Here is a 22,585-nt window from a genome sequence, read left to right on the forward strand (position 1 = left end):
ATCCTACCTCTTATCTAAAGCATTCATATTGTCTTCCCAGAAAGATATTGCACGATCAATCCATCCTTCTGCTACAGTCCCCTCTCCCAATCCAAATCCATGAGAAAGGCCTTTAAATACTTCTATTTTTGTATTTGAGCCATTTTGTTGTATCTGGGAAATATAATTTTCCATACTTCTGTATGATGCAATTCCGTCATTTGTTCCGACACAGGCATAGGTTAGCGGCTCCATTCCTGTCACCTGTGAAAGTCCTGTATACTGCATAATCACCGCAGCCGGTGCAGGATATTCTTTTTCTCCAAAGTAAGCCGTTCCATAAGAACCAAGCCAGACCGCCATCCTTGCTCCTGCTGAGCCACCCCAGAGAGAATAATCCGTCATATCAATCTGTAGTTTCTCTGCATTTTCATGTAAAAACGCAATTGCTCTGGCAAGATCCTCACAGGCAGTCTGTGCTCCCGGACGATAAATAAGAGCAAATGCATTATAGCCTTTATTAGACAATTCTAAGGCATGAGGAAAGCTATCATGTATTCCGGCTACATATACAAAGCCTCCTCCTGCATTGATAATCGTTGTTTTTGCTCCTACATTTCCCCGAAAGAAAAATAAACCTGTATCCTTTTTATCTGCATCTGCCTGCATTTCTTCTTCACTGTATATTGGATAAAAAATCTGCTCACCATTCATTGCCTGATTTTTCATATAATTTACGATCTCTACTGTTTTATCGGTGTTGACTTCGCTATACCACGGCAAAATAGAGCTGACGTCTTTTAATTTCAGATTGTCCTCTATTTCCATATCTACCGGAAATATGAGTCTGCCATAATTATCGAAAGCTGAATCATGGATAACATCATTTATATTACTCTCTGCATTAAAACTTTCTTTTTCATTCATATTGATATCCTTCTCTGTCACGCTCTCTTGCTCTGTTTTTCCTGTTTCCAGCGTTTTTTCTTCCCCGATTGCCAGGTTCTGGACTGTTGTGCTACACCCACTGAACATGATAACAGTCATGATGATTCCTCCAAGAGCTATCCTCTTTATCTGCATATAGTATCCTCCATTTTCACTTCAGCTAAAGTATAACAAAACGAGACTCCATTAGAAGTCTCGTTTTGTTATTTAGTATTAACCTTTAGGTTTCTACTCGCATGTATTCAATTTTTATTTTACCTTGTTAATAGCATTTATCAGCCGCTTAACCTTAATGGACGGTTTTTTCGAATGAAGAATTCCAAACGGCATAGTATAATCCCACTCTACTGGAATGATTCTGATCAGTGGATGAACACTTTCCCAGCTCTTGAATGCCAGTAATACCTCATTATTGTTTTCGCATCGGTTAAATGCTTCTACATTGTACAGATTAAAGTCTACAATATTGATTTCAGGATGATTTTTCATCATATCATCCCTTAGCATATCGCCATAATAACTCCATCCTCTTTTCATGAGCATAAGATTTTCTCCAGCCAGATCATCAAGTGTAATTTTTTCTTTTTTTGCCAGCCTGTGATGAATTGATACCGCCACACAAAATGGTTCTCTTGAAATCTCAGTACCATCACAACCTCTGAGTTCAAGCATTGTTTCATCAAAGATTCCAGCTATCACATCAATATTCTTTCCCATATTAGCCAGTATCTCTCTTGCATTCTCTGGTGTATTTTCAAATGTAATCAATTTAAACTTCATCTCCGGATATATTTTCTGTATCTTAGGCCAAAGTTCCACAAAAACTTCCGGTGGCGTCATCGGAGATATTCCAACACGAATGATTTCTTCATTATGATTCATTGATTCCTGCGCCCGTATCAACGATTCTTTTGAATATTGAATCAGATATTTTGCATCCTGATAGAGCGATTTACCAGCTTCCGTAATAATAAGACCTCTGTGTGTTCTTTCAAATAGTTGCAAATTTAAGCTGTTTTCCAAAGAATTTATCTGTTTAATAACCGCAGGTGCACTTATATATAATTCTTCTGCCGCTTTACTAAAACTTCCAGCTTCTACAACGCAGATAAATGTATCAAGTTGTGGATTATACATCATGTAATTCACTCCTCTTTGTGATTTTTCTTTATCTCCTCATAAGTAGCCTGTCTACGCTCCGCTTCGGTCCGCGCTGGGCAAAGGTCCCCTGGACCTTTAGCGTCTCTCAGCCGCCGTTAAATCCAGCTCGTCCAGGTCTAAGTCGATCTCTATCGTGTCATCCGGCTTCTGTTGGGACAAAAGAACAACCGTCTCCACATGTACCGTATGGCCGAACTGGTCTACCGGCTGCACCTCCACGAGGTCATATCCATGGCTGCAAAGATATTTCAAATCCCGGGCCAGGGTTGCGGAATCACAGCTTACATAGACGATACGCTGTGGTGCCATCTCACACATCATGGCAAGGAGGGATTCCTCGCAGCCTTTGCGTGGCGGGTCCACTACGATAACTTCTGCACGGGCTTCTTCGCCATGGGCGGCACAGTATGCCGGATAGACTTCCTCTGCTTTCCCAACAAAAAATTCTGCATTGGAGATGTGGTTTCGAAGAGCATTCTCTTTGGCATCTGCGATTGCCTGCGGTACAATTTCCACACCGTAAACCTTCTTCGCTTTCTGTGCCAGAAATAAGGAAATGGTTCCGATACCGCAATATAAATCCCAGACCGTCTCTTCGCCGGTGAGATTGGCATATTCCAAAGCTTTGTTATAAAGCACCTCTGTCTGCGCCGGATTTACCTGATAGAAAGACTGTGGAGAAATCTGAAAAGAAATCGTTCCGATATAATCTGTAATGTAACCCTTTCCATAGAGGGTATAAGTTTCTTCTCCTAAAATCACGTTGCCCCGGGATTCATTGATATTTACAGTAATACTTGTCATTCCCGGCAAATCTTTTAATACTTCAATAAAACTTTCTGCATGCGGCAGCTTCTTTCCGTTGATGATAAAGCAGACCATCCACTCTCCGGTTTTCTCGCCGTAACGGATTAAGATGTGGCGAACGCAGCCTTTTCCGGTTTTCTCATCATAGGCACTGACGCCATAGGATTTCATGGTGTCTAAAATAAGGGACAGGATTCTTCCGTTGCCTTCCTTTCCCAAAAGGCAGTCCTGCACCGGAATAATGTTGTGGGTTCTGGACGCAAAAAAGCCTGCCACCAGGTTGCCTTCTTTATCATAACCCACCGGAAACTGTGCTTTGTTCCGGTAGCGGTAAGGCTCCTGCATGCCAAGTGTTGGTAAGACCTTTGGATTTTCAAATCCGCCGATATGTTTTAAGTTGTTACGTACTTTATTTTCCTTAAACTTAAGCTGGCTCCCATAAGAAAGTGCCTGGATCTGGCAGCCACCACACCGCTTATGCTCCGGGCATGGCGGGGTTGTCCGCATGGTGGATTCCTTAAGAATTTCCATCAGGCGGGCATAGCCATAAGTTTTTTTCATCTTCATGATTTTGGCACGAACCATGTCTCCCGGCAGAGCATCCTTGATAAAAAGTGTGATGCCTTCCGTTCTTCCGATACCTTCGCCGTTAGTTCCGATATCGTCAATGGTCAGTGTAACAATGTCATCTTTTTTCATATTTTTTATATACTCGATCTGCGGATGTTCGATTCAAACAGACGGTTGAATCCCTGCCACTGAGTATCTCCTTCCGGTACGTTTGCCAAAAGCTCACGCATGGTCTCCATCTTTGCATCAATATTATCTGCATAGCTTAATGCTACAGCTTCCGGTAATGCCGGTTTCTTCGGAGAACCATACTCTAACTCTCCATGATGTGCCAGAATACAGTGTTCCATCTCATGTGCCAGTTTCTCCGGGAAACCATCGATGGTCTTGATGCGCTCTGCAATTTCCATGGCTCCAATCATGATATGTCCTAAAAGCTGTCCCTCGTCGGTGTAATCATTTTCCGGGAAAGTAGAAAGCTCTTCTAACTTTCCGATATCGTGAAACATGGCGGCACAAACCAGTAAATCTTTATTGAGAATCTTATAGTTGTCAGCAAAATAAGCAGAAAGCTTCGTTACGCTTAAAGTATGCTCTAAAAGTCCGCCCACAAAACCGTGATGTACGCTTTTTGCTGCAGAATGGAATTTAAAACGTTTTGCAAAATCTGCATCCTCGATAAAGAAACTGCCTGCCAGTTTCTTAAGATATGGATTCTCCATCTGCTTAATATATCCAAGTAACTGCTCATACATTTCATCTACATTATATTCGCTGACCGGAAGATATTCCTTTGGTTCATACTCTCCCTCGGTTGCTTTCCGGACCCTCTTTACATTTAACTGTAATGCGCCCTGAAAACTTGTGATATCTCCCACTACATTGATGTAATCAAATCGGTCAAAATCATCAATTCCCACAGAGCCAGGCTCCCAGATTTTTGCATCCAGTGTGCCTGTTTTATCCTGTAAAATCAATGCTTCATAAGGCTTACCTGCCTTCGTCAGCGCTGACTGCTTATTTTTACAAAGATAGATTTCATTTACTCTTTCGCCTTCGCGTAATGTTTCAATATAATGCATAATTTTCCTCTTTCTATTTTAGTATACCAACGGTTGCAGAACATTCGATTTCTACATAGCCTGCTGCCCCCTGGCGTTTTATGGTAATCTTTACAACATCTCCCGGAGTCTGCCCGGATAACACATTCTTATATGCCTGCGCTGTCTCTACATTTTCTCCGGCAATCTTTACGATGACATCACCGCTTTGCAAGCCTGCCGCCATCGCCGGGGAATCAATTCCCACTGATTTAATATATACGCCCTTTGGTATGTCATATTCCTTTTCAATGTCAGATGTTACAGAAGTCAGTTTCAGTCCAAGATACGGAATATCCTGTCCATTGGAAAGCTTCTCGATAATGTCTTTCAACTGGGAAACGGAAATTGCGGTCAGCGTATTCTCATCGCCGCTGCTGTAATCCTGCATAACAATTCCAACCACTTCACCAGAGAGATTGACCAGTACACCACTTCCCTGACTACTGCCCACAATATCTGTTGTCAGTACATTGTAGTTTGCATCAAAGGTGGAAATGCTGTTAGAAGTCGATGTAATATTTCCTGTCAATATGGAGAAATTCGTTCCCAGCGGACTGCCCAGTGCCAGCACAACGCTGCCCCGTGTGGTCTGAAGTGAATTTCCAAGCACTGCCACTTTAATTCTGCCCAGAGTGCTTTCTTCGATGTCGGAACGTTTTACATTTAAAATCGCAATTCCGGTATTTCCGTCATAGTTTTTAAGCTCCGCTTCTACAGTGCTGTTATCAAGGAAGGTCACATGAATGGATTTTGCTCCGCTTATGACCTTGCGCTCTGTCATAATCAGAAGTTCCTGACCGGTATCCGCAATAATGACTCCACTTGCCTGTCCCTGTCTCTCATAAGGCGTGTTAAACCAGTCCACATCACTGGTCACACCTGTCACCGTAACAATGGACTTATTTGCTTCGCTTCCAATCGCATAAAGCTTACTCTGTAATTTCTGATATTCCTCCGGTGTAAGCTCTTTTAAGCCTTCTTCTACATCCGGCTCGTCTACACCTGTCTCCATGGAATTTGTCTCTTCTTCCGTATCCGGCTGTACCTCTTCATCTTTCGGGATGCTCACCCTGGTATCCTCCGGCTTATTCAGCCACTCTTCCATCACCGGGCGCATCCATGTGAATACAAAACAGGATACAAGTCCAAAGACAACCGCAAGCACAACCGTAAATGCCGTTTTTAAAATAATACGTCTCTTATTTAACGGCTTGTTCTTGATTTTCTCTTTGATAAATGCAAATTCCTCTTTTTCATTTTCTGACATAGGGAATCCTCTTTTCTACTGTAAATACAACCATTTTTAATTATACTTTCTATCTGCCTATGTTGCAACATTTTTTAAAAAAGATGCCGGAATGTAAAAAACGTGCCAATTTCGTCATTTATCCGGAAACTTATTTTCAACCGCCCTTTTCACCACAATCGGTTTGGGGTATAATAGAAGCAGTGATTTTTAGTACATTTTATGGAGAATATTTATGAATCAAAAGGTTTTAAGAACATTAGAATATAATAAAATTGTAGAGCGGCTCGCGGAGTATGCTTTCGGTGCGGATACCAAGGAACGCTGTCTTTCCCTGCTTCCTTCCACCAGCCTCTCAGAGATTACCAATGCACAGCAGCAGACTAAGGATGCCATGAACCGCAGCCTGAAAAAGGGACGGCTTGACTGCTCCGGTATCAAACCGCTTTCTTCCGCCATCCGGCGTGTGGAAATCGGTGGAACCATGAATATCGAAGAGCTTCTCGGCCTCTGTAAATTATTAGAGACTGCCCGCCGGGTCAAAGCCTATGGCAGAAAGGAACGGGAAGATATTCCGTCTGATTCCCTGAGCGAACTTTTTGATGGTTTAGAACCTCTTAGTCCTCTTTGTGATGAGATCCGCCGCTGCATCATTTCTGTGGATGAAATCAGTGATGATGCCAGCAGTAATTTAAAATCCATCCGCCGTTCTATCCGCTCAACCGGCGACCGCATCCATGCGCAGTTAAACCAGATGTTAAATAACCAGAATGTCAGAAACTGCCTGCAGGATTTTGTCATTACCATGCGTAACGGCCGCTACTGCCTTCCGGTAAAAGCCGAAGCCAAATCCCAGATTACCGGTATGGTGCATGACCAGTCCTCCAGCGGTTCTACTCTTTTCATTGAGCCAATGGCTGTGGTAAATCTGAACAACGAATTAAAAGAATTATCCATCAAAGAGCAGGACGAAATTGCCGTTATTCTTGCCACTTTATCGGCAAAAGCAGGGGAATATATTCCTGCCATTGAAACCGATTATCAGATTTTAACAGAGCTTGATTTTATATTTGCAAAAGCCGCTTATGCCTTGGAATACAATGGAATTACACCGCATTTTAATACGGAACGGAAAATTCGTATTTTAAAGGGCAGACACCCTCTGCTGGACGCAAAAAAAGTAGTTCCTATCGACATTTCCTTAGGCAGCGATTTTGACCAGCTTGTCATTACCGGACCGAATACCGGTGGTAAAACCGTTTCCTTAAAAACTGTGGGACTTCTCACTCTGATGGGACAGGCGGGACTTCCGATTCCTTCCGGAGACCGCAGTGAGCTTGCTGTTTTTGACGATATTTTTGCAGATATTGGAGATGAACAGAGCATTGAGCAGAACTTAAGCACATTTTCTTCCCATATGACCAACATTATCCACATTTTAAAAGAAGCCAATGAACATTCCCTGGTTCTCTTTGATGAGTTATGTGCCGGAACTGACCCTACGGAGGGCGCTGCCCTGGCGGTTTCTATCTTATCTTATTTTCACAGTCGAGGCATCCGCACCATGGCGACCACCCACTACAGTGAGATTAAGATTTATGCCTTAACTACCAGTGGAATTGAAAATGCCTGCTGCGAATTTGATGTAGAGACCTTAAGTCCGACTTACCGTCTTCTCATCGGTATTCCGGGAAAAAGTAATGCCTTTGCAATTTCCAAAAAACTCGGTCTTTCCGATACTTTAATTGAGGATGCCAGAACCCGTATCAGCAGTAATGAACAGAATTTTGAAGATTTACTTTCTGACCTGGAAGCAAGCCGCATCACCATAGAGAAAGAACAGGCCGAAATCAACCGTTACAAATCAGAAATTGCTGCATTAAAACAGCAGTTAAAGAACAAGCAGGAAAAATTAGATGAAAGCCGGGATGCCATTCTTCGTAAAGCAAAAGAAGAAGCAAACCAGATTCTGCAGGAAGCCAAAGATACTGCAGATGAGGCAATCCGTAATTTCAATAAATATGGCACTACCAGACCTTCCATTCAGGAAATGGAAAAACAGCGTACCAATATCCGGGAGAAAATGGCTGCCAATGAGAAAAAGAGCTCAAAGGAAAAAGATACTGCCATCTACAATCCAAAGGTTCCAAAGAAGCTTCGTATCGGTGACAGCGTAAAAGTATTAAGTATGAATTTAACCGGAACGGTACACTCCCTGCCGAATGCAAAGGGTGACCTCTTTGTGCAGATGGGAATTCTCCGCTCCCAGGTAAACATCAAGGATTTAGTACTAATTGAAGATGCTGCTCCGGGCAGCAAGAAATATGCCAAGACCGGTGCCGGAAAGCTTAAGATGAGTAAATCCGCTTCTGTTTCCACAGAAATCAATCTGATTGGAAAAACAGTGGATGAAGCTATTGCTCTTTTGGATAAATACTTGGATGATGCTTATCTTGCACATCTTCCTTCCGTGCGCATCGTACACGGAAAAGGAACCGGTGCCCTGCGCAGTGCCGTACAGAGTCATTTGAAACGACAGTCTTATATCAAGTCCTTCCACTTAGGAGAATTTGGTGAAGGAGATGCCGGTGTTACCATTGCAGAATTTAAATAAATCAAGTATATGAACTACGTAAAACAGAAAGGAAGTTTCCTATGGCTGCAAAACAGAAAATTTTAATTGTAGATGATGATGTTAATATCGCAGAACTGATTTCCCTGTATCTCACGAAGGAATGCTTTGATACAAAGATGGTTCATGATGGGGAATCTGCTTTGAAAGAATTTGAAATCTATGCACCAAATCTGATTCTTCTTGATTTGATGCTTCCGGGCATTGATGGTTATCAGGTATGCCGTGAAATCCGGGCAAAAGCAAATGTTCCGATTATCATGTTATCTGCCAAAGGTGAAATCTTTGACAAGGTTCTCGGACTGGAGCTGGGGGCAGATGACTATATCATGAAGCCTTTTGATTCCAAAGAACTGGTTGCCAGAGTCAAGGCGGTGCTCCGCCGCTACCAGCCGGTGAAGCAGGAGCCTGTACAGCCGGATTTAAAATGTGTTACTTATCCGGATCTGGTGGTCAATCTTTCCAACTATTCCGTAGAATATTACGGCAAAACAATTGATATGCCGCCAAAGGAGTTAGAGCTTCTTTATTTTCTTGCATCCTCACCGAATCAGGTATTTACCAGAGAACAGCTTTTAGACCATATCTGGGGCTATGAATACGCAGGCGATACCAGAACCGTTGACGTTCATGTAAAAAGACTTCGTGAGAAAATTAACGATCATACCGCCTGGAGCATTTCTACGGTCTGGGGCATCGGATACAAATTCGAGGTTAAAGAATGAAGAAACGACTTTATCTGAAGCTGCTGATTGGATATGTGATTTTTGGCATTCTCGGCTTTATTCTCGTATCCACCTTCAGCTCCCACTATACTTATGAATATATTGAAGATACCGAAGTTGACCGGCTTTACAAGGAAGCCAATATGATTGCATCTACCTATGCTTCAAACTATTTCAATGAAGATATTACGGTTGATGACTTGCATGACAGTCTTGCCACCCTTAGCACTTATCTTTCTTCAGAAATATGGGTCATGAATACAGATGGTGATATTCTGATTAACTCCAATGCATCTGTGGACATGGACCACCTGACACACATTGACGGATTTAATGTGGCAGATTTTGGCAGCAAATATTACACCACCGGTTCTTTTTATAATTATTATGACGATACGCATCTTACGGTATTTTCGCCGATTACGATTAATTACAAGGTGCGTGGATATGTGCTGATTCACCAGCCGCTTTCCGTAATCACGCACCATCATGCACATTTACTGAATATTATGTACCTGACTCTGCTTCTGATTTTTATCTGTGCAACCCTGTTACTGATTATCATTGGCTTCGAGGTCTACATCCCAATCCGCAAAATGATTAAGGGTGCTGATGCTTTTGCCGAGGGCAATTTCAGTTATAAAATTCCGGTACATAAAAATGATGAAATCGGCTATCTTGCCGCTTCTCTAAATTATATGGCAAATGAGCTGAATACCCTGGAGGATGACCAGCGTAAATTTATTTCCAATGTCTCCCATGATTTTCGTTCTCCGCTTACTTCCATCAAAGGTTATGTGGAAGCCATGTTAGACGGAACGATTCCACCGGAGATGCAGGAAAAATATTTAAATATCATTGTTTTCGAGACAGACCGTTTGTCCAAGCTCACCCAGAGCCTCTTAGAGTTAAATAAATACGGCAGCCACGGCACAATGTTAGACGTCAGCGAATTTGACATTAACCAGTTAATTAAAATGACCTGTCTTACCTTTGAGGGAACCTGCAAAGCCAAACGGATTTCCTTCCACCTGATTCTTGCCGGTAAGACACTTTATGTAAAAGCGGATATGAGCAAGATTCAGCAGGTGGTTTATAATCTGATTGACAATGCCATCAAGTTCAGCCACCATGATTCTGAAATCACCATTGAGACCACCAAGAAAAGCGAAAAAGTATTTGTTTCTGTCAAGGATACCGGCATCGGAATTCCAAAAGACAGCCAGAACAAAATTTTTGAGCGTTTCTACAAAACCGACCTGTCCCGTGGAAAGGACAAAAAAGGTTCCGGTCTTGGACTCTCTATCGTAAAAGAAATTATTCAGGCACATGATGAAAATATCAACGTCATCAGTACCGAAGGAGTCGGCACAGAATTTATCTTCACCCTGCCGGCAGCCCAGCGGGAAGAGTTGTAAGGCAGTTTTATAAACCATCTATATAGGCTTTCCTGCTGCTTATTTGAATTATTTTACAAAGCTTTTAATCTTTGCATAAATGTTGTCTGCATCCAGCCCATATTTTTTAAGCAGTTCCACTGCCGGTCCGGACTCGCCGAACGTATCGTTGATTCCGATTTTTAAAACCTGAGTCGGAGCCTTCACCGCAAGTGCATCACATACCGCGCTTCCAAGTCCGCCAATCACGGAATGCTCCTCTACCGTGACAATTTTGCCGGTCTCTTTTGCTGCTTTAACAATCAGGCCCTCATCGAGTGGCTTGATTGTATGAATGTTAATCACCTTTGCCTCGATACCGTCTTCTTTCAGTTTTTTGGCAGCCTCAAGGCTGTTGCTCACCATTGCACCGGTTGCAACAATTGTCAGATCCTTTCCCTCGCGAAGAATTTCGCCTTTTCCAATCTCAAATGTATAATCTGACTCATTGTGGATGACTGGAAGTGCCAGTCTGCCAAATCGTAAGTAAACCGGTCCTTCATACTTATAGGCCGCCTTCACGGCTACACGTGCTTCCACATCGTCCGCCGGGCTAATCACAACCATACCTGGAATCGTCCGCATCAAAGCAATATCCTCGTTGCACTGATGTGTTGCTCCGTCCTCGCCGACGGTAATTCCTGCATGCGTCGCACCAATCTTCACATTCAGATGCGGATATCCGATAGAATTGCGTATCTGCTCAAATGCTCTTCCTGCTACAAACATCGCAAAAGAACTGATAAATGGAACCTTTCCACATGTAGAAAGTCCTGCTGCAACACCAGTCATATTTGCTTCTGCAATCCCACAGTCGATAAAACGTTCCGGATATGCTTTTTTAAATACAACAGTCTTGGTGGCAGCTGCCAGGTCTGCATCTAAAACAACAAGATTTTCATGCTCCCTACCCAATTCGACCAATGCATTGCCGTAACTGTCACGTGTCGCAATCTTCTTTACTTCTGACATAATGCTTCACCTGCTTTCTCTAATTCTTCCATTGCTGTCTCATATTCCTCTTTGTTCGGTGCCTTGCCATGCCAGCCTACTTGGTTCTCCATGAAGGAAACACCTTTTCCTTTGATCGTCCTGGCAATAATCGCAGTAGGCTGTCCCTTGTGCTCACGGGCTTTCTTGAAAGCTGCTGCAATCTCGTCAAAGTCGTTTCCGTTGATGCTGATCACATGGAATTTGAATGCTTTAAATTTCTCGTCGATTGGATATGGGGAATTGACCTCTTCTACCGTTCCGTCAATCTGTAAGTTATTGTTGTCCACAATTACAACCAGATTGTCAAGCTTGTGGTTGGCAGCCAGCATGGAAGCCTCCCAAGCCTGACCTTCCTGAATCTCTCCGTCACCGAGCAATGTGTACACACGGTAATCCGCATGATCCATCTTACCCGCCAGAGCCATACCTACGGCTGCGGAAATGCCCTGTCCAAGTGAACCGGATGACATATCCACGCCCGGTATATGCTTCATATCCGGATGTCCCTGCAGGAAACAGCCTACATGACGAAGGCCTTTTAATTCTTCTTTATCAATATAGCCACGCTCCGCAAGGGCAGAATATAATCCCGGCGCTGCGTGTCCCTTGGATAATACAAAACGATCTCGATCCGCTTTCCGAGGATCCTTCGGTTCAACATTCATCTCCTCAAAATAGAGATAAGTCAATATATCCGCTGCGGATAATGATCCACCTGGATGACCGGAATGTGCATGATACACAGCGGTCACAATATTTTTACGCACCTCATTTGCTGTCTTTTTTAATTCGAGTTCTGTCATGCTGACTCCTTTCTACCTTCTACTTTTCACCCGTTGCCAGACAATCTGCAATCAGTCCGGCAAAACGCTTTGCATCCCATGCAACCCTTCCTACATATAAGCCATCTATATCCGGCTGTACAAAAAGCCTAGTCGCATTCTCAAGATTCACACTTCCGCCATACAGTGCCGGAACAACATCTGCGGCTTCGCCGTACAGTTCTCTTAATGTCTCTCGGATCACATGATGCTTTTCCTGTGCATACTCCACTGGTGCTGGTATACCATTGACACCAATCGCCCATACCGGCTCATATGCGATCCATACTTTATCCAGATCCTCTGCCGCAATTCCATGCAGACCAACCTTGATCTGTGTACGCAGTACCTCATCTGCGATACCGTACCCTTTCTCTTCTTTCGTCTCGCCGATGCATAGAAGACCGGTAAAGCCGTGCTTCATCGCGGCGAGCATCTTCTTGTTTTCCTCAATGTTGCTCTCTCCAAAGACATGTCGGCGCTCGGAATGACCTACCATTACAAGGTGAAGGTCAAGTTCCTCTAACATAACCGGAGAAATCTCACCGGTAAACTGACCTTCATCCTCCCAGCACATATTCTGTGCACCAAGATGGATTTCGGACTGATCCGTACTTTTTGACGCTGTTTCCAAAGACGTGTAAGACGGCAGAATGAACAATTCCATATCCGGATTCTGCATGCAAAGCTCTCTCGTTCTGTCTGCCAGCTCCTTCAGATAGCTTTCCGTCTGTGCGACATTCTTATACATTTTTAAATTACTGCCAAAATATTTCTTTCGTTTCATATGCTTTACCTGCTTATCTATTCTGATCGTACTCCACAAACGCATCAACTTTCGGCTGTGAAGCACATCCCTTTACAAATTCGTTCTCGAAAAATGCCTCAACTAACAGTTCTCTTACTTTGCTTCCAGTTGTAAAAGCTCCCATGCAGATGATGTTTGCATCATTACTCAAACGCGCTCTTTGTGCGGAATAAACATCCGAAACCAGTGCTGCGTATGCACCTTTTACTTTATTTGCGGAGATGGACATTCCGATTCCGGTTCCGCAGATTAAAATTCCTCTGTCGTACCCACCGGAAGCGACTGCTTCGCTGACCTTAATGGCCACGTTTGCATAGATTGAATCTTCACTTCCGAAATCCTCTACAGTTCCGTATCCCTTCTTCTCAATAAATGCTATAACCTCTTCTTTTTCCTTCTGTGCGTTTGGGTCGCATCCGATTGCTATCTTCATATTACTTATTCTCCTTTCACAAATTCTCTCATGCTCTGGAAGATCAACCATGTTGAGGTTGCACCTGCATCCTGGAATCCCAATGCTCTCTCGCCGAGTGATTTTGCTCTGCCAAATCTGGCGATACAATCCTTCGTATTTTCCACTCCGCGCAATGCGCCTGCCTCTGCCTCTTCGAGCATTTTCTCCAAACCTTCGGTGTAATGCTGCTGCATTGCTTCTACCGCTGGTGCCAGCGCATCAACCATTGTTTTGTCTCCGACGCTTGCCTTGCCACGCTCCTGGATGGCTTTCAGACTCTTCTCTTCCATTGCCTTTAAGTCCTCAGCAGTAAGGTAGTCTTTGCTCTCCGTACCAAGAGCACCTTCCAGATAAAGGCTTCCGAAGATAACACCGGAAGCACCGCCCATGCTAAGAAGCATTGCTTTACCGGCTTCCTCAAAGATACTGTATACATTTTTCTCGCCTTCCATATCAAGAAGCACTTCCTTCACATTTTTCATGCCAGTCGCCATACCGATTCCATGATCGCCATCTCCAATTGCACTGTCCACCTCGGTCAGATACGGCTCATTCGCCAGAATCTTATCCGCGATATACAAAAGCATCTGTCTGCAGTCCTCTGCATTTAACTTCTCGTAATGCTTTCCTCTCACATAAGTGCTTTCTATCCGCTGCTTCTTTTCTTTCTTCTCTTTCTTTGGTGCTGTATCTTCAATCTCATCCGCCACTTCTCCAACAGGCTCAACCGCTCCCTTTGCGTAGAATGGACAATAGCATGGCATATCGTAATATTTCCTGAGTTCATCGTCCAGTTTCATCAATGTGATAGAAAATCCACCCATTTCCTGACTGGTACAGTAGTTATTTAAATCCGTGTCATAAATCCCGATTCCATCTTCTTTTAACAGTTCGTTTAACTTACGGAACACGATTGATAGTTCTAAAATTGTTGTGGAACCTAAGCCGTTGACCAAAACACATACTTTGTCACCACGTTTCAAGTCTGAATCTTCCATAATCTGACGGTACATTTTCTCTACCAGAACATCTGCCGGTTCCCATTTGGTTCTCTCTACACCTTTTTCACCGTGAAGTCCCATTCCGTATTCAATCTCGTCCTCACCTAATTCAAAGATGGGCTTGTCCGCTCCCGGAAGCTGAGCCGGTGCTGTGGCTACTCCGATTGTACGGGTATTGTCTCTTGCCTTCTCCGTAATTCTTGTTACTTCTTCAAGTTCTAATCCTGCATCACATGCGGCTCCGGCAATCTTAATCACAAAGACATCACCTGCGATGCCTCTTCGGTCTCCCCTTCGCTCCTTTGGTGCACTCGCCACATCGTCCTGTACACGCACATGTGCGGTCTTGATTCCTTTAGCATTCAGGAACTCTTCACCCATATCAAAATTCAGATTATCGCCTGCATAACAGCCATATACAAACAAAATTCCTTTGCCTTCATCAATGCTTTTTCCAGTTTCGTAAATATTCTTCGGATCCGGTGAAGCAAAAATGTTTCCACAGCATGCAGCATCGGCAAGTCCTGCTCCTACAAAACCGGAAAACATCGGTTCATGTCCACTTCCACCGCCGATAATCAACGACACTTTGTTTTTTCTTCTGCATCGGCTGATCACACTGTTTACTTCAGGATGTTTGTAATACATATGATGATACGCCGCAATAAAGCCTTCCATCATCTCCTCTACAATGTTATCAGGATCGTTTATAATCTTTCTCATTTCTACCTCCATACCAGATTTTAATAGCTGGGGGAGTATCCCGGATACTCCCCCAGTTTTTTAGAACCACCAGTTTGTACAGTGCAATGTCATTGTGTTTGCGCAACCAATCACTGTAAACAGGATTGTATTCATGAGTGCTCCAATATAAACCTTTCCAGTCTTCTTATAGAATCTTCTGGAAATGATGGTGCACACAGTCAGGTTAATGAATAATGGCCATGTAAGCATTACGCGTGCACTATCGAGTCTTACAACTCCTTTTGAGATCAGTCCTGAGTACTGGTAGACCCAGATGCATACAAGACCAATAATGTTTGCAAGGCACATCAGTAATGTATTTAACCACTCTTTTCTTCCTGCCACCATATTGCAAAGGTTCTGACACAGTGCATTTGCAAAGTAGAATACTGCAACTAATGGGATAAATCTTAATGCAATCAGGAGCGATCCACTTGAAGGCCACTTGATCACATAGCTGATAAAACGGAAATCTACTCCGAAGAAGTACTTCGCAAAGCCTGCAACACCATATCCAAATCCAATTGATGCAAGTACGATTAAAATAGTCTTACCTACATTGGACCTGCTCATCTTTAAGTTCCAGTCAGCAGGTTTTACACCATTCTTCTTACTAACCAGGAAATAACCGATTGCGAAGAATGCTAATCCAAGGAGTCCTGCCGCACCTGTCCACATACCCTGTTCTAATGTTAATCCCTGTGGCCAGATCTTCGTTCCGAAGAGTGATCGTGTCGCGAAATCTGCTCCCTTGTGGGCACCAATCCACTGCTCTAATGGAATCATGAATGTTGCCGGAAGTAATCCGCCTAATGCTAAGAATACCCAGTAAATTACATTTCCTTTGACACCCTTTGGTGCTGTCGGAACGTAGATGTCGCTTTCCTTCTTGGCAAGTAATGTACCAAAGAAACCGGTTGTTAATAAAATACTTGCAAATGCATATACCGAGAGGAAGAATCCGATTACACCAATGGTATTAAAGAACCACTTGTACTGAATTGTAAGGCTTCCTGCATCAATGTAATTCGGTGCTTCAAAAGCATTCTGGAAGAAGTCAACCAGATTTGATGTTGTTGCCAATGAGTAATGGTTTAAAATATGTGTCTCATAAGGCTGATATAAAGCACGGATATATTTCTCCTCAGAACCCTGTACGGTTCCTTCGTAGATCTTACCAACTTCAACATCATCGCCTTCCTGCAAATCATAATTATCAAGCTCGTTAATGAGAACTCTTGCATTGGCTGACTTATAGAAGTTTTGCGGTCCACCGGCTTCTGTCTGATAGTTGTTCTCATCTAACTGTCCGGCATCAATACCATAATCGACATCGTAGTATAACGGAATCTCGTCGCCGCTGTCCGGTGTGTCATCCGGATCATAATTTAAATGATCCTGCCATACACCATCAATGTTTAGCTGCTGATTTCCCATAAGGAATACTGCTGCTATCTGATTTACACCACCGTTTGCTTCCTGAATCTTGTTGTAAGCAAGGCAGGCATTCGCCATCTTACCGCCAAGAGAATGTCCTGTGATACCGATCTGATCCTTATCTACAAATGAAAGGCTGTTGTAAGCGTAATTTACAACATCACACATTCCTGATCCAGGAGATGTAGAAATATCCTCAAATGCAGAACCCGGGTTCGCGGTTACTGTAAAGAAAGCATCCATTGGGTTGTCTTTGTAGTTATCGGAATCTCCATGTCCGTCACAGTCCATGGACAATACAACAAATCCTCTCTTTGCAAGTTCCAGACAGGTGTAATCCTGTGTCTCTTTTGCATCGAAACTACCATGTAATGTTACAACACACGGTGCAGGCGTCTCAGCCGTTGCATTTTCCGGTTTGTACATTACGAGTGCTATCTTGTGTCCGTTTGCATCCTCAATACTAAAGTTCTGTACTTTGATGTGTCCAAAGTTCGTATTGACGAGACTTGCGCCGATCATACTGATCAAACAGATGATAAGTGCTACGACAAGCAGTCTCACATACTTTTTTCTGCTTAAATTTACCATATCGTTCTCCTTTACTTTTGTATATTGTAGTGCACTTCATACGTTGTAATTATTTTTTACCACGAATTTTTATGTACATCAAATCCAAATTTGTTAATTTTTGAACAATTTCTAACATTTTTATATTTTTTGTTACTTCGCACATTTTCTCAATATTTCTTTATTTTCCAATATTTTCTTAATATTTTCATTTTATCAGTATAACTATTTTCCACAATCCAAATATTGTTTTTTTGTATATTTTTCATGAATCAAACATTTTTGAACATTTTCTAACATTTTCAAGTTGTATTATGTTATACTTTATACAAATAACTTGTGATTTTTTTAATGAGAGGTGAACATATTGAAGAAAAAGGAGCAACGAATCAATGAAATCTATTCCTTTTTGCAGGAATCACCTTCCCTATCGGTCAAAGATCTCTCGGAAATGTTAAATGTATCCGAGATGACGATACGGCGGGATCTGAAATATTTAAAAGAGAATAACCTGTTTGTGCGCAGTCACGGAATCCAGTTGCCGGTCAACGACAAGTCTATGATTACAAATATTGAAAGCGAATACACGCTTCACTCGGAACAGACGAAGTTTGCGAAGGAAAAGCAGATGATAGGACAGTTTGCCGCGTCACTGATTCAACCGAACGACACCATCATCCTCGATTCCGGTACAACGATTGCAGCTATGGCATATTTTATTCCGGAACATATTAATCTGAATATTACATGTTATAACTACTATACATTAACGCAGCTTTTCCCAAAGGAAGGCATCCAGCTCACGTTAGCAGGCGGTCTGCTGCACAAGGCAGATCAGATGTTTGAATCTTCCTATGCCAATGAACTGATCAGAAGCCGCCGCGCCAGCAAGTTCTTCCTTGCTGCATCCGGTATTCACGAAGCACTCGGCATCACCTGTGCGCACAACTATGAAGTTCTGACGAAAAAGGCGGCAATGAGCTCTTCTCTTTCCACAATTCTCGTAGCAGACTCCAGCAAGTTTGGACTGGTACGTTCTGCTTTTGTTGCACCGCTCAATTCCGTCGATGCAATTGTCACAGACAGCGGCATTACGGATGAATGGAAAAACATTATTCAGGATATGGGTATCAAACTTTATATCGTATAGGAGGAGGATTTTTACCATGACACAGCATATAAATTTACCTAATTGCATCGTTGCGCAATCCGGCGGTCCGACCGTTGCAATCAATGCCAGTCTTGTGGGCGTCATCTGCGCATCTATTGGACATTATGGAACAGTCTACGGTTCGATCAATGGTATTCTCGGTATTCTGAACCAGCATTACTTAAATCTTACGGAGCTGGCGGCTTCCGGCAAAGATACATTACAGCGGCTTGCAACTACACCGGCCATGTATCTGGGCTCGTGCCGCTACAAATTAAAGGATTACCATGAAGATGCATCTGATTATGAGAAGATTTTTGCACAATTTAAGGATTTAAACATTAAGGCATTTTTCTATATCGGTGGAAATGATTCAATGGATACCGTGTTAAAACTTTCCTCTTATGCTGACTCAATCGGCAGCAATATTCAGATTATAGGCATCCCAAAGACCATCGACAACGATCTTATGATTACCGATCACACTCCGGGCTTTGGCTCTGCTGCAAAATACATCGCATCTACACTCCTTGAGATTGCGCATGACACGATTATTTATCCAGTTAAAAGCGTTACGATTATCGAGATTATGGGACGCGACGCCGGCTGGCTGACGGCTGCATCCGCACTCGCTCGCAATTCATATTGCAGCGCGCCGCACCTGATCTATCTTCCGGAGAGTGATTTTAACACCGAAAGTTTTGTTGAAGATGTGCGTGATCTTCTCACCGTGCAAAACAATGTGATTGTCGCCGTCTCAGAGGGAATTCATGACAGTAACGGCAACTACATCAGCGCTGGAGAAAACTCTTCCGACACATTCGGTCACAGCCAGTTGAGTGGCGCCGGAAAAGCTTTGGAACTTCTGATCAGGGCAAGCCTTCCTGTCAAGGTCCGCTCCGTTGAAATTAACATCCTGCAGCGCTGCGCAGTGCATCTCTCCTCTGCCACCGATTTAAAGGAAGCATTCTTATCCGGAGAGAAAGCCGTATCGTTGGCTCTGCAGGGTGTCACCGCTTCGATGGTCATTATGAAACGAACCTCTGATGCACCCTATACCATTACATACGACTACGCAGAGATCAAAAATATAGCAAACGAAGCGAAATCCGTTCCGCGCGAATGGATTAATGCCAGAGGCAACAATGTCACGTATGAGATGCTTACTTATCTCACCCCGCTGATACAGGGCGAAGTTCCGATTGCATATCACAACGGACTTCCAAACTATATGGATGTATCACATCTTTCGTCTCAAGCATAAATTTCCCAGTAAACGATTGGATGCGCTCACCCTTATTTTTGATTTAGATATAGAAAATGCTCCCTCCTAAGTAGTAAGTGATTTTATTATTTCACTTATCTACCCAGAAGGGAGCATATCTATCTACTGTTAATTTAAATTCATCTCTTATTTTCCGCTCGGAAGATATGGGCGCAGACATCCTGCCATCTGTGAGATTGGCATGGACTGTAAAAATACACGACCCGGTCCGGTTACTACGGTATTGAATACTCCCTCTCCACCAAACATGATATTCTTAAGGCCAGGTACGGTCTGTATGTCGATAGAACAGGAAGAATCCATTGCTGCAAGATATCCTGTGTCTACGATAATTGACTGGCCAGGCTGAAGCATATACTCTTTGATATAGCCGTCAAATTCAACAAATGCCATTCCCTGTCCAGAAAGTCGCTGCATAATAAATCCTTCTCCGCCAAAGAAACCGGCTCCTACTCTCTTCTGGAAAAATACGGACAATTCAACTCCTGAAGTAGATGCTAAAAATGCTGACTTCTGACATACAATATCTGAACCTGGCTGAATCTCAAATGCCCGGATACATCCCGGAAAACTGGATGCAAATGCAATGGTTCCCTGACCATTCATTGCAGTGTATGTATTTACAAACATGCTCTCTCCACTAACCATTCTTCCAAATATTTTTCCAATTCCGCCGCCCACCGTATTCATCTGCATATTCGGAGACATCCAGGACATTGCTCCCTTTTCGGTAATCATCATTTCGCCTGACTCTAATTCACAGACTACAACCGGCATTGGTTCGCCTTCAATATTAAATCTCATTTCTAAACCCTCCTGCTGATTTGCATAACATTTTCATGAACCTTTTTCATTATAACAATATAGGAGTGGTCTGCCAATATATTCTTTCAATCTTTTATCCGTTTTCTGCATCCAAAATAAATAGCTCCTATGCCGCTGCACAGTGCCAGCAAAAACCAGACGCCAACCGGAGTCATGTCTCCTGTTTTCACGGTTGCGGTCTGTGATGTGTTTCCTGCGGTGGTATTTCCTGTTGTACTACTTCCTGCAGTACCGCTTCCTGCTGTGCCGTTGCCATTTCCTGCTGTTCCGCTTCCCGGCGTTGTTGTACCTGATGAAGTTCCGGCTTCAAATACCAGTGCATATGCCGAAAATTTATCAGTTGCAAAGGTTATGGTTCCACTTGCTGCATCATACGTTGCAGGAAGTTTTTCATAGGCACCATCATGCTCTCGAATCACATAATAAGTTCCCTGCTGGTTCTTCATCTCATCTTTTACCTGAAGGGTTACATTTAATTTCGCATTTAAATCGGTCAACTGGGTTTCCCATGCATCGTTGGAATTTCCTTTGTTTACGACCTGGAATAAATCCATGGAAAGATAGCTTTGAATCTCTCCATTTCCTGCCTGTGCCTGCATGCCACCCTGTATCTGATTCAGTTCTGTTCCACTGATATCTGCAATATTTAACTGAAGATTTCCGGAACCAATAATGTTTTCTGCATTTCCAAGGGTTGCACCGTCTACTTTTGTACTTGCCGTATTTACTTTATCCTCTGACTTTGTAAATAATGCACTCAGATGTAAATCTGTTGCAGGCATATCCAATACAAAGGTACTTACCTGTGAATCTACTGCTGTCAGCTTTCCACCATTTAAAGATGCGCTTAATAACTGATAACCATAATCCGGTGTAAACTTAATGGTTACTTTGGTGCCTGCTTTAAATTCGGCATAGCCAAAGTCTCCATCCAGTCTTGTGGATGCATCTGCTATATTTCCACCTGCCAGTTCTGCTGCATTTACCACAGTTCCATCCTCTAACTGTGCACTGATTATTTCCACGCTTCCATGTTCAATAACGCAGTCATTTCCAAATCCATGCTGTTCTGCTACTGTAAGGGATGGTGCCCATACGATATTATAATTACGGCTGCTGTTCGTAGTCAGTGCCACTTCAATCTGATAAGAATCTGCCGGAGCCACTTCAAATTCCAGATTGTCTGTCGTTCCACCTAATGGAATTGCTGTTCCATTTACCATAATGGATGCAAATGCATAACCAAAATCTGCTGCAATTGCCACTCTGTGTTGCTGCGTCTTATCTCCAGCAAAGCTGCCTGATATATTCGTTCCCATTCCGGAACCAATCCTCATGCCATCTATCTGTAAGTCTCCAATTGCTCCTCCCACTGCAGTTGCTGTAACTGCAATTGTTTCTCCGGATGCCGGACCCGTTGTGGAACCACCGCCTCCGGATGCTGCAGTACGAAATTCCAGTATCAGTTCCACCTGCTCTGAGGTGCTTACAGAAAATGCCTGTCCACCTTCTGATATAAGCATATTCTTGTCAAGGCTTGCATCCTGTGCACCATTTTTATTCACCTGACAGTGATTGATTATTGTATCCGTTCCACATACTACTTTAAAATGTACCGTATGATCAAGACTGTCATCCGGTCTGTTTATTTCTATTGGTGTATCATTATATGCAGTCTGGTTTACTTCTGTCCATTCAGCTGCCGTATCCCATTTATAATACACGGTTCCGGTCGCTGTGCTGTCCTGTCTTGCAATTCTGACCACTGCTTTCTGTCCATCAGCTTTTACAATCATGCCGGCACTTCCCATAAATAATGAAAATACCATAAAAAAGCTTAACAACCAGGAAATTTTCTTTCGCATCTTCATATTTTTTCTCCTTTACTTT

Annotated in this window: 18 protein-coding genes; 5 read left to right on the top strand and 13 right to left on the bottom strand. The window is 43.0% G+C overall.

Going from position 1 to position 22,585, the window contains the following annotated elements:
- Positions 1-3: 3 nt before the first annotated feature.
- From LKD41_RS07275 to LKD41_RS07295, 5 genes are all read right to left on the bottom strand, one after another.
- Positions 4-1,062 (bottom strand): alpha/beta hydrolase, encoded by a 1,059-nt coding sequence (locus tag LKD41_RS07275; protein WP_227700820.1) that lies wholly within the window; start codon positions 1,060-1,062, stop codon positions 4-6.
- A 114-nt stretch (positions 1,063-1,176) separates the two neighbouring features.
- Positions 1,177-2,067, bottom strand: a complete 891-nt coding sequence (locus LKD41_RS07280; RefSeq protein ID WP_227700821.1) for a LysR family transcriptional regulator — start codon at positions 2,065-2,067, stop codon at positions 1,177-1,179.
- Between the two features lie 96 nt (positions 2,068-2,163).
- Positions 2,164-3,594: a 23S rRNA (uracil(1939)-C(5))-methyltransferase RlmD gene (gene rlmD, locus LKD41_RS07285; protein ID WP_227700822.1), complete on the bottom strand. Its 1,431-nt coding sequence runs from the start codon at positions 3,592-3,594 to the stop codon at positions 2,164-2,166.
- A gap of 5 nt (positions 3,595-3,599) precedes the next feature.
- Entirely contained in the window at positions 3,600-4,547 is a 948-nt protein-coding gene (locus LKD41_RS07290; protein ID WP_227700823.1) for a 3'-5' exoribonuclease YhaM family protein, read from the bottom strand.
- 13 nt (positions 4,548-4,560) lie between these two features.
- Positions 4,561-5,835: a S1C family serine protease gene (locus tag LKD41_RS07295; RefSeq protein ID WP_227700824.1), complete on the bottom strand. Its 1,275-nt coding sequence runs from the start codon at positions 5,833-5,835 to the stop codon at positions 4,561-4,563.
- Between the two features lie 214 nt (positions 5,836-6,049).
- Between LKD41_RS07295 and LKD41_RS07300 the strand changes: the two genes are divergently transcribed.
- From LKD41_RS07300 to LKD41_RS07310, 3 genes are read left to right on the top strand one after another with little or no spacing between them, the layout of a single operon-like run.
- Complete coding sequence (locus LKD41_RS07300) at positions 6,050-8,428, top strand: endonuclease MutS2 (protein ID WP_227700825.1); 2,379 nt, start codon at positions 6,050-6,052, stop codon at positions 8,426-8,428.
- A 41-nt stretch (positions 8,429-8,469) separates the two neighbouring features.
- Positions 8,470-9,171 carry a response regulator transcription factor gene (locus LKD41_RS07305; RefSeq protein ID WP_227700826.1) on the top strand — a complete coding sequence of 234 codons (702 nt, stop codon included), beginning with the start codon at positions 8,470-8,472 and terminating at the stop codon, positions 9,169-9,171.
- A complete protein-coding gene (locus LKD41_RS07310) occupies positions 9,168-10,589 on the top strand; it encodes a HAMP domain-containing sensor histidine kinase (RefSeq protein WP_117698357.1) in 1,422 nt (473 codons plus the stop codon). The genes LKD41_RS07305 and LKD41_RS07310 overlap by 4 nt, the downstream gene beginning before the upstream one ends.
- A 48-nt stretch (positions 10,590-10,637) precedes the next feature.
- Here the strand turns inward: LKD41_RS07310 and LKD41_RS07315 are convergent, their stop codons facing one another.
- The 6 genes from LKD41_RS07315 to LKD41_RS07340 are packed head-to-tail and all read right to left on the bottom strand — an operon-like array spanning position 10,638 to position 17,456.
- Positions 10,638-11,579, bottom strand: coding sequence for a transketolase family protein (locus LKD41_RS07315; RefSeq protein WP_022242751.1), 942 nt, complete (start codon positions 11,577-11,579; stop codon positions 10,638-10,640).
- Positions 11,567-12,403, bottom strand: a complete 837-nt coding sequence (locus LKD41_RS07320) for a transketolase (protein WP_227700827.1) — start codon at positions 12,401-12,403, stop codon at positions 11,567-11,569. The genes LKD41_RS07315 and LKD41_RS07320 overlap by 13 nt, the downstream gene beginning before the upstream one ends.
- A gap of 19 nt (positions 12,404-12,422) precedes the next feature.
- Positions 12,423-13,208: a triose-phosphate isomerase gene (gene tpiA / locus LKD41_RS07325; protein ID WP_022242753.1), complete on the bottom strand. Its 786-nt coding sequence runs from the start codon at positions 13,206-13,208 to the stop codon at positions 12,423-12,425.
- Positions 13,209-13,221: 13 nt separating this feature from the next.
- A complete protein-coding gene (locus LKD41_RS07330) occupies positions 13,222-13,662 on the bottom strand; it encodes an RpiB/LacA/LacB family sugar-phosphate isomerase (protein WP_022242754.1) in 441 nt (146 codons plus the stop codon).
- 5 nt (positions 13,663-13,667) lie between these two features.
- Positions 13,668-15,407, bottom strand: a complete 1,740-nt coding sequence (dhaL, locus tag LKD41_RS07335) for a dihydroxyacetone kinase subunit DhaL (RefSeq protein ID WP_227700828.1) — start codon at positions 15,405-15,407, stop codon at positions 13,668-13,670.
- 60 nt (positions 15,408-15,467) lie between these two features.
- Positions 15,468-17,456 carry an alpha/beta hydrolase family protein gene (locus LKD41_RS07340; RefSeq protein WP_022242756.1) on the bottom strand — a complete coding sequence of 663 codons (1,989 nt, stop codon included), beginning with the start codon at positions 17,454-17,456 and terminating at the stop codon, positions 15,468-15,470.
- 346 nt (positions 17,457-17,802) lie between these two features.
- Here LKD41_RS07340 and LKD41_RS07345 point away from each other — a divergent pair, with 346 nt between their 5' ends.
- A complete protein-coding gene (locus LKD41_RS07345; RefSeq protein ID WP_022242757.1) occupies positions 17,803-18,585 on the top strand; it encodes a DeoR/GlpR family DNA-binding transcription regulator in 783 nt (260 codons plus the stop codon).
- Positions 18,586-18,613: 28 nt separating this feature from the next.
- Complete coding sequence (locus tag LKD41_RS07350) at positions 18,614-19,849, top strand: 6-phosphofructokinase (protein ID WP_227700879.1); 1,236 nt, start codon at positions 18,614-18,616, stop codon at positions 19,847-19,849.
- A gap of 147 nt (positions 19,850-19,996) precedes the next feature.
- Here the strand turns inward: LKD41_RS07350 and LKD41_RS07355 are convergent, their stop codons facing one another.
- Together LKD41_RS07355 and LKD41_RS07360 are read right to left on the bottom strand one after the other, a co-directional pair.
- Positions 19,997-20,674 carry a TIGR00266 family protein gene (locus LKD41_RS07355; protein WP_022242759.1) on the bottom strand — a complete coding sequence of 226 codons (678 nt, stop codon included), beginning with the start codon at positions 20,672-20,674 and terminating at the stop codon, positions 19,997-19,999.
- 86 nt (positions 20,675-20,760) lie between these two features.
- Positions 20,761-22,566 carry a hypothetical protein gene (locus LKD41_RS07360; RefSeq protein ID WP_227700829.1) on the bottom strand — a complete coding sequence of 602 codons (1,806 nt, stop codon included), beginning with the start codon at positions 22,564-22,566 and terminating at the stop codon, positions 20,761-20,763.
- Between the last annotated feature and the right edge of the window lie 19 nt (positions 22,567-22,585).

It is taken from the genome of Roseburia sp. CLA-AA-H209, assembly GCF_020687575.1.
Lineage (GTDB): Bacteria > Bacillota > Clostridia > Lachnospirales > Lachnospiraceae > Roseburia_C > Roseburia_C amylophila.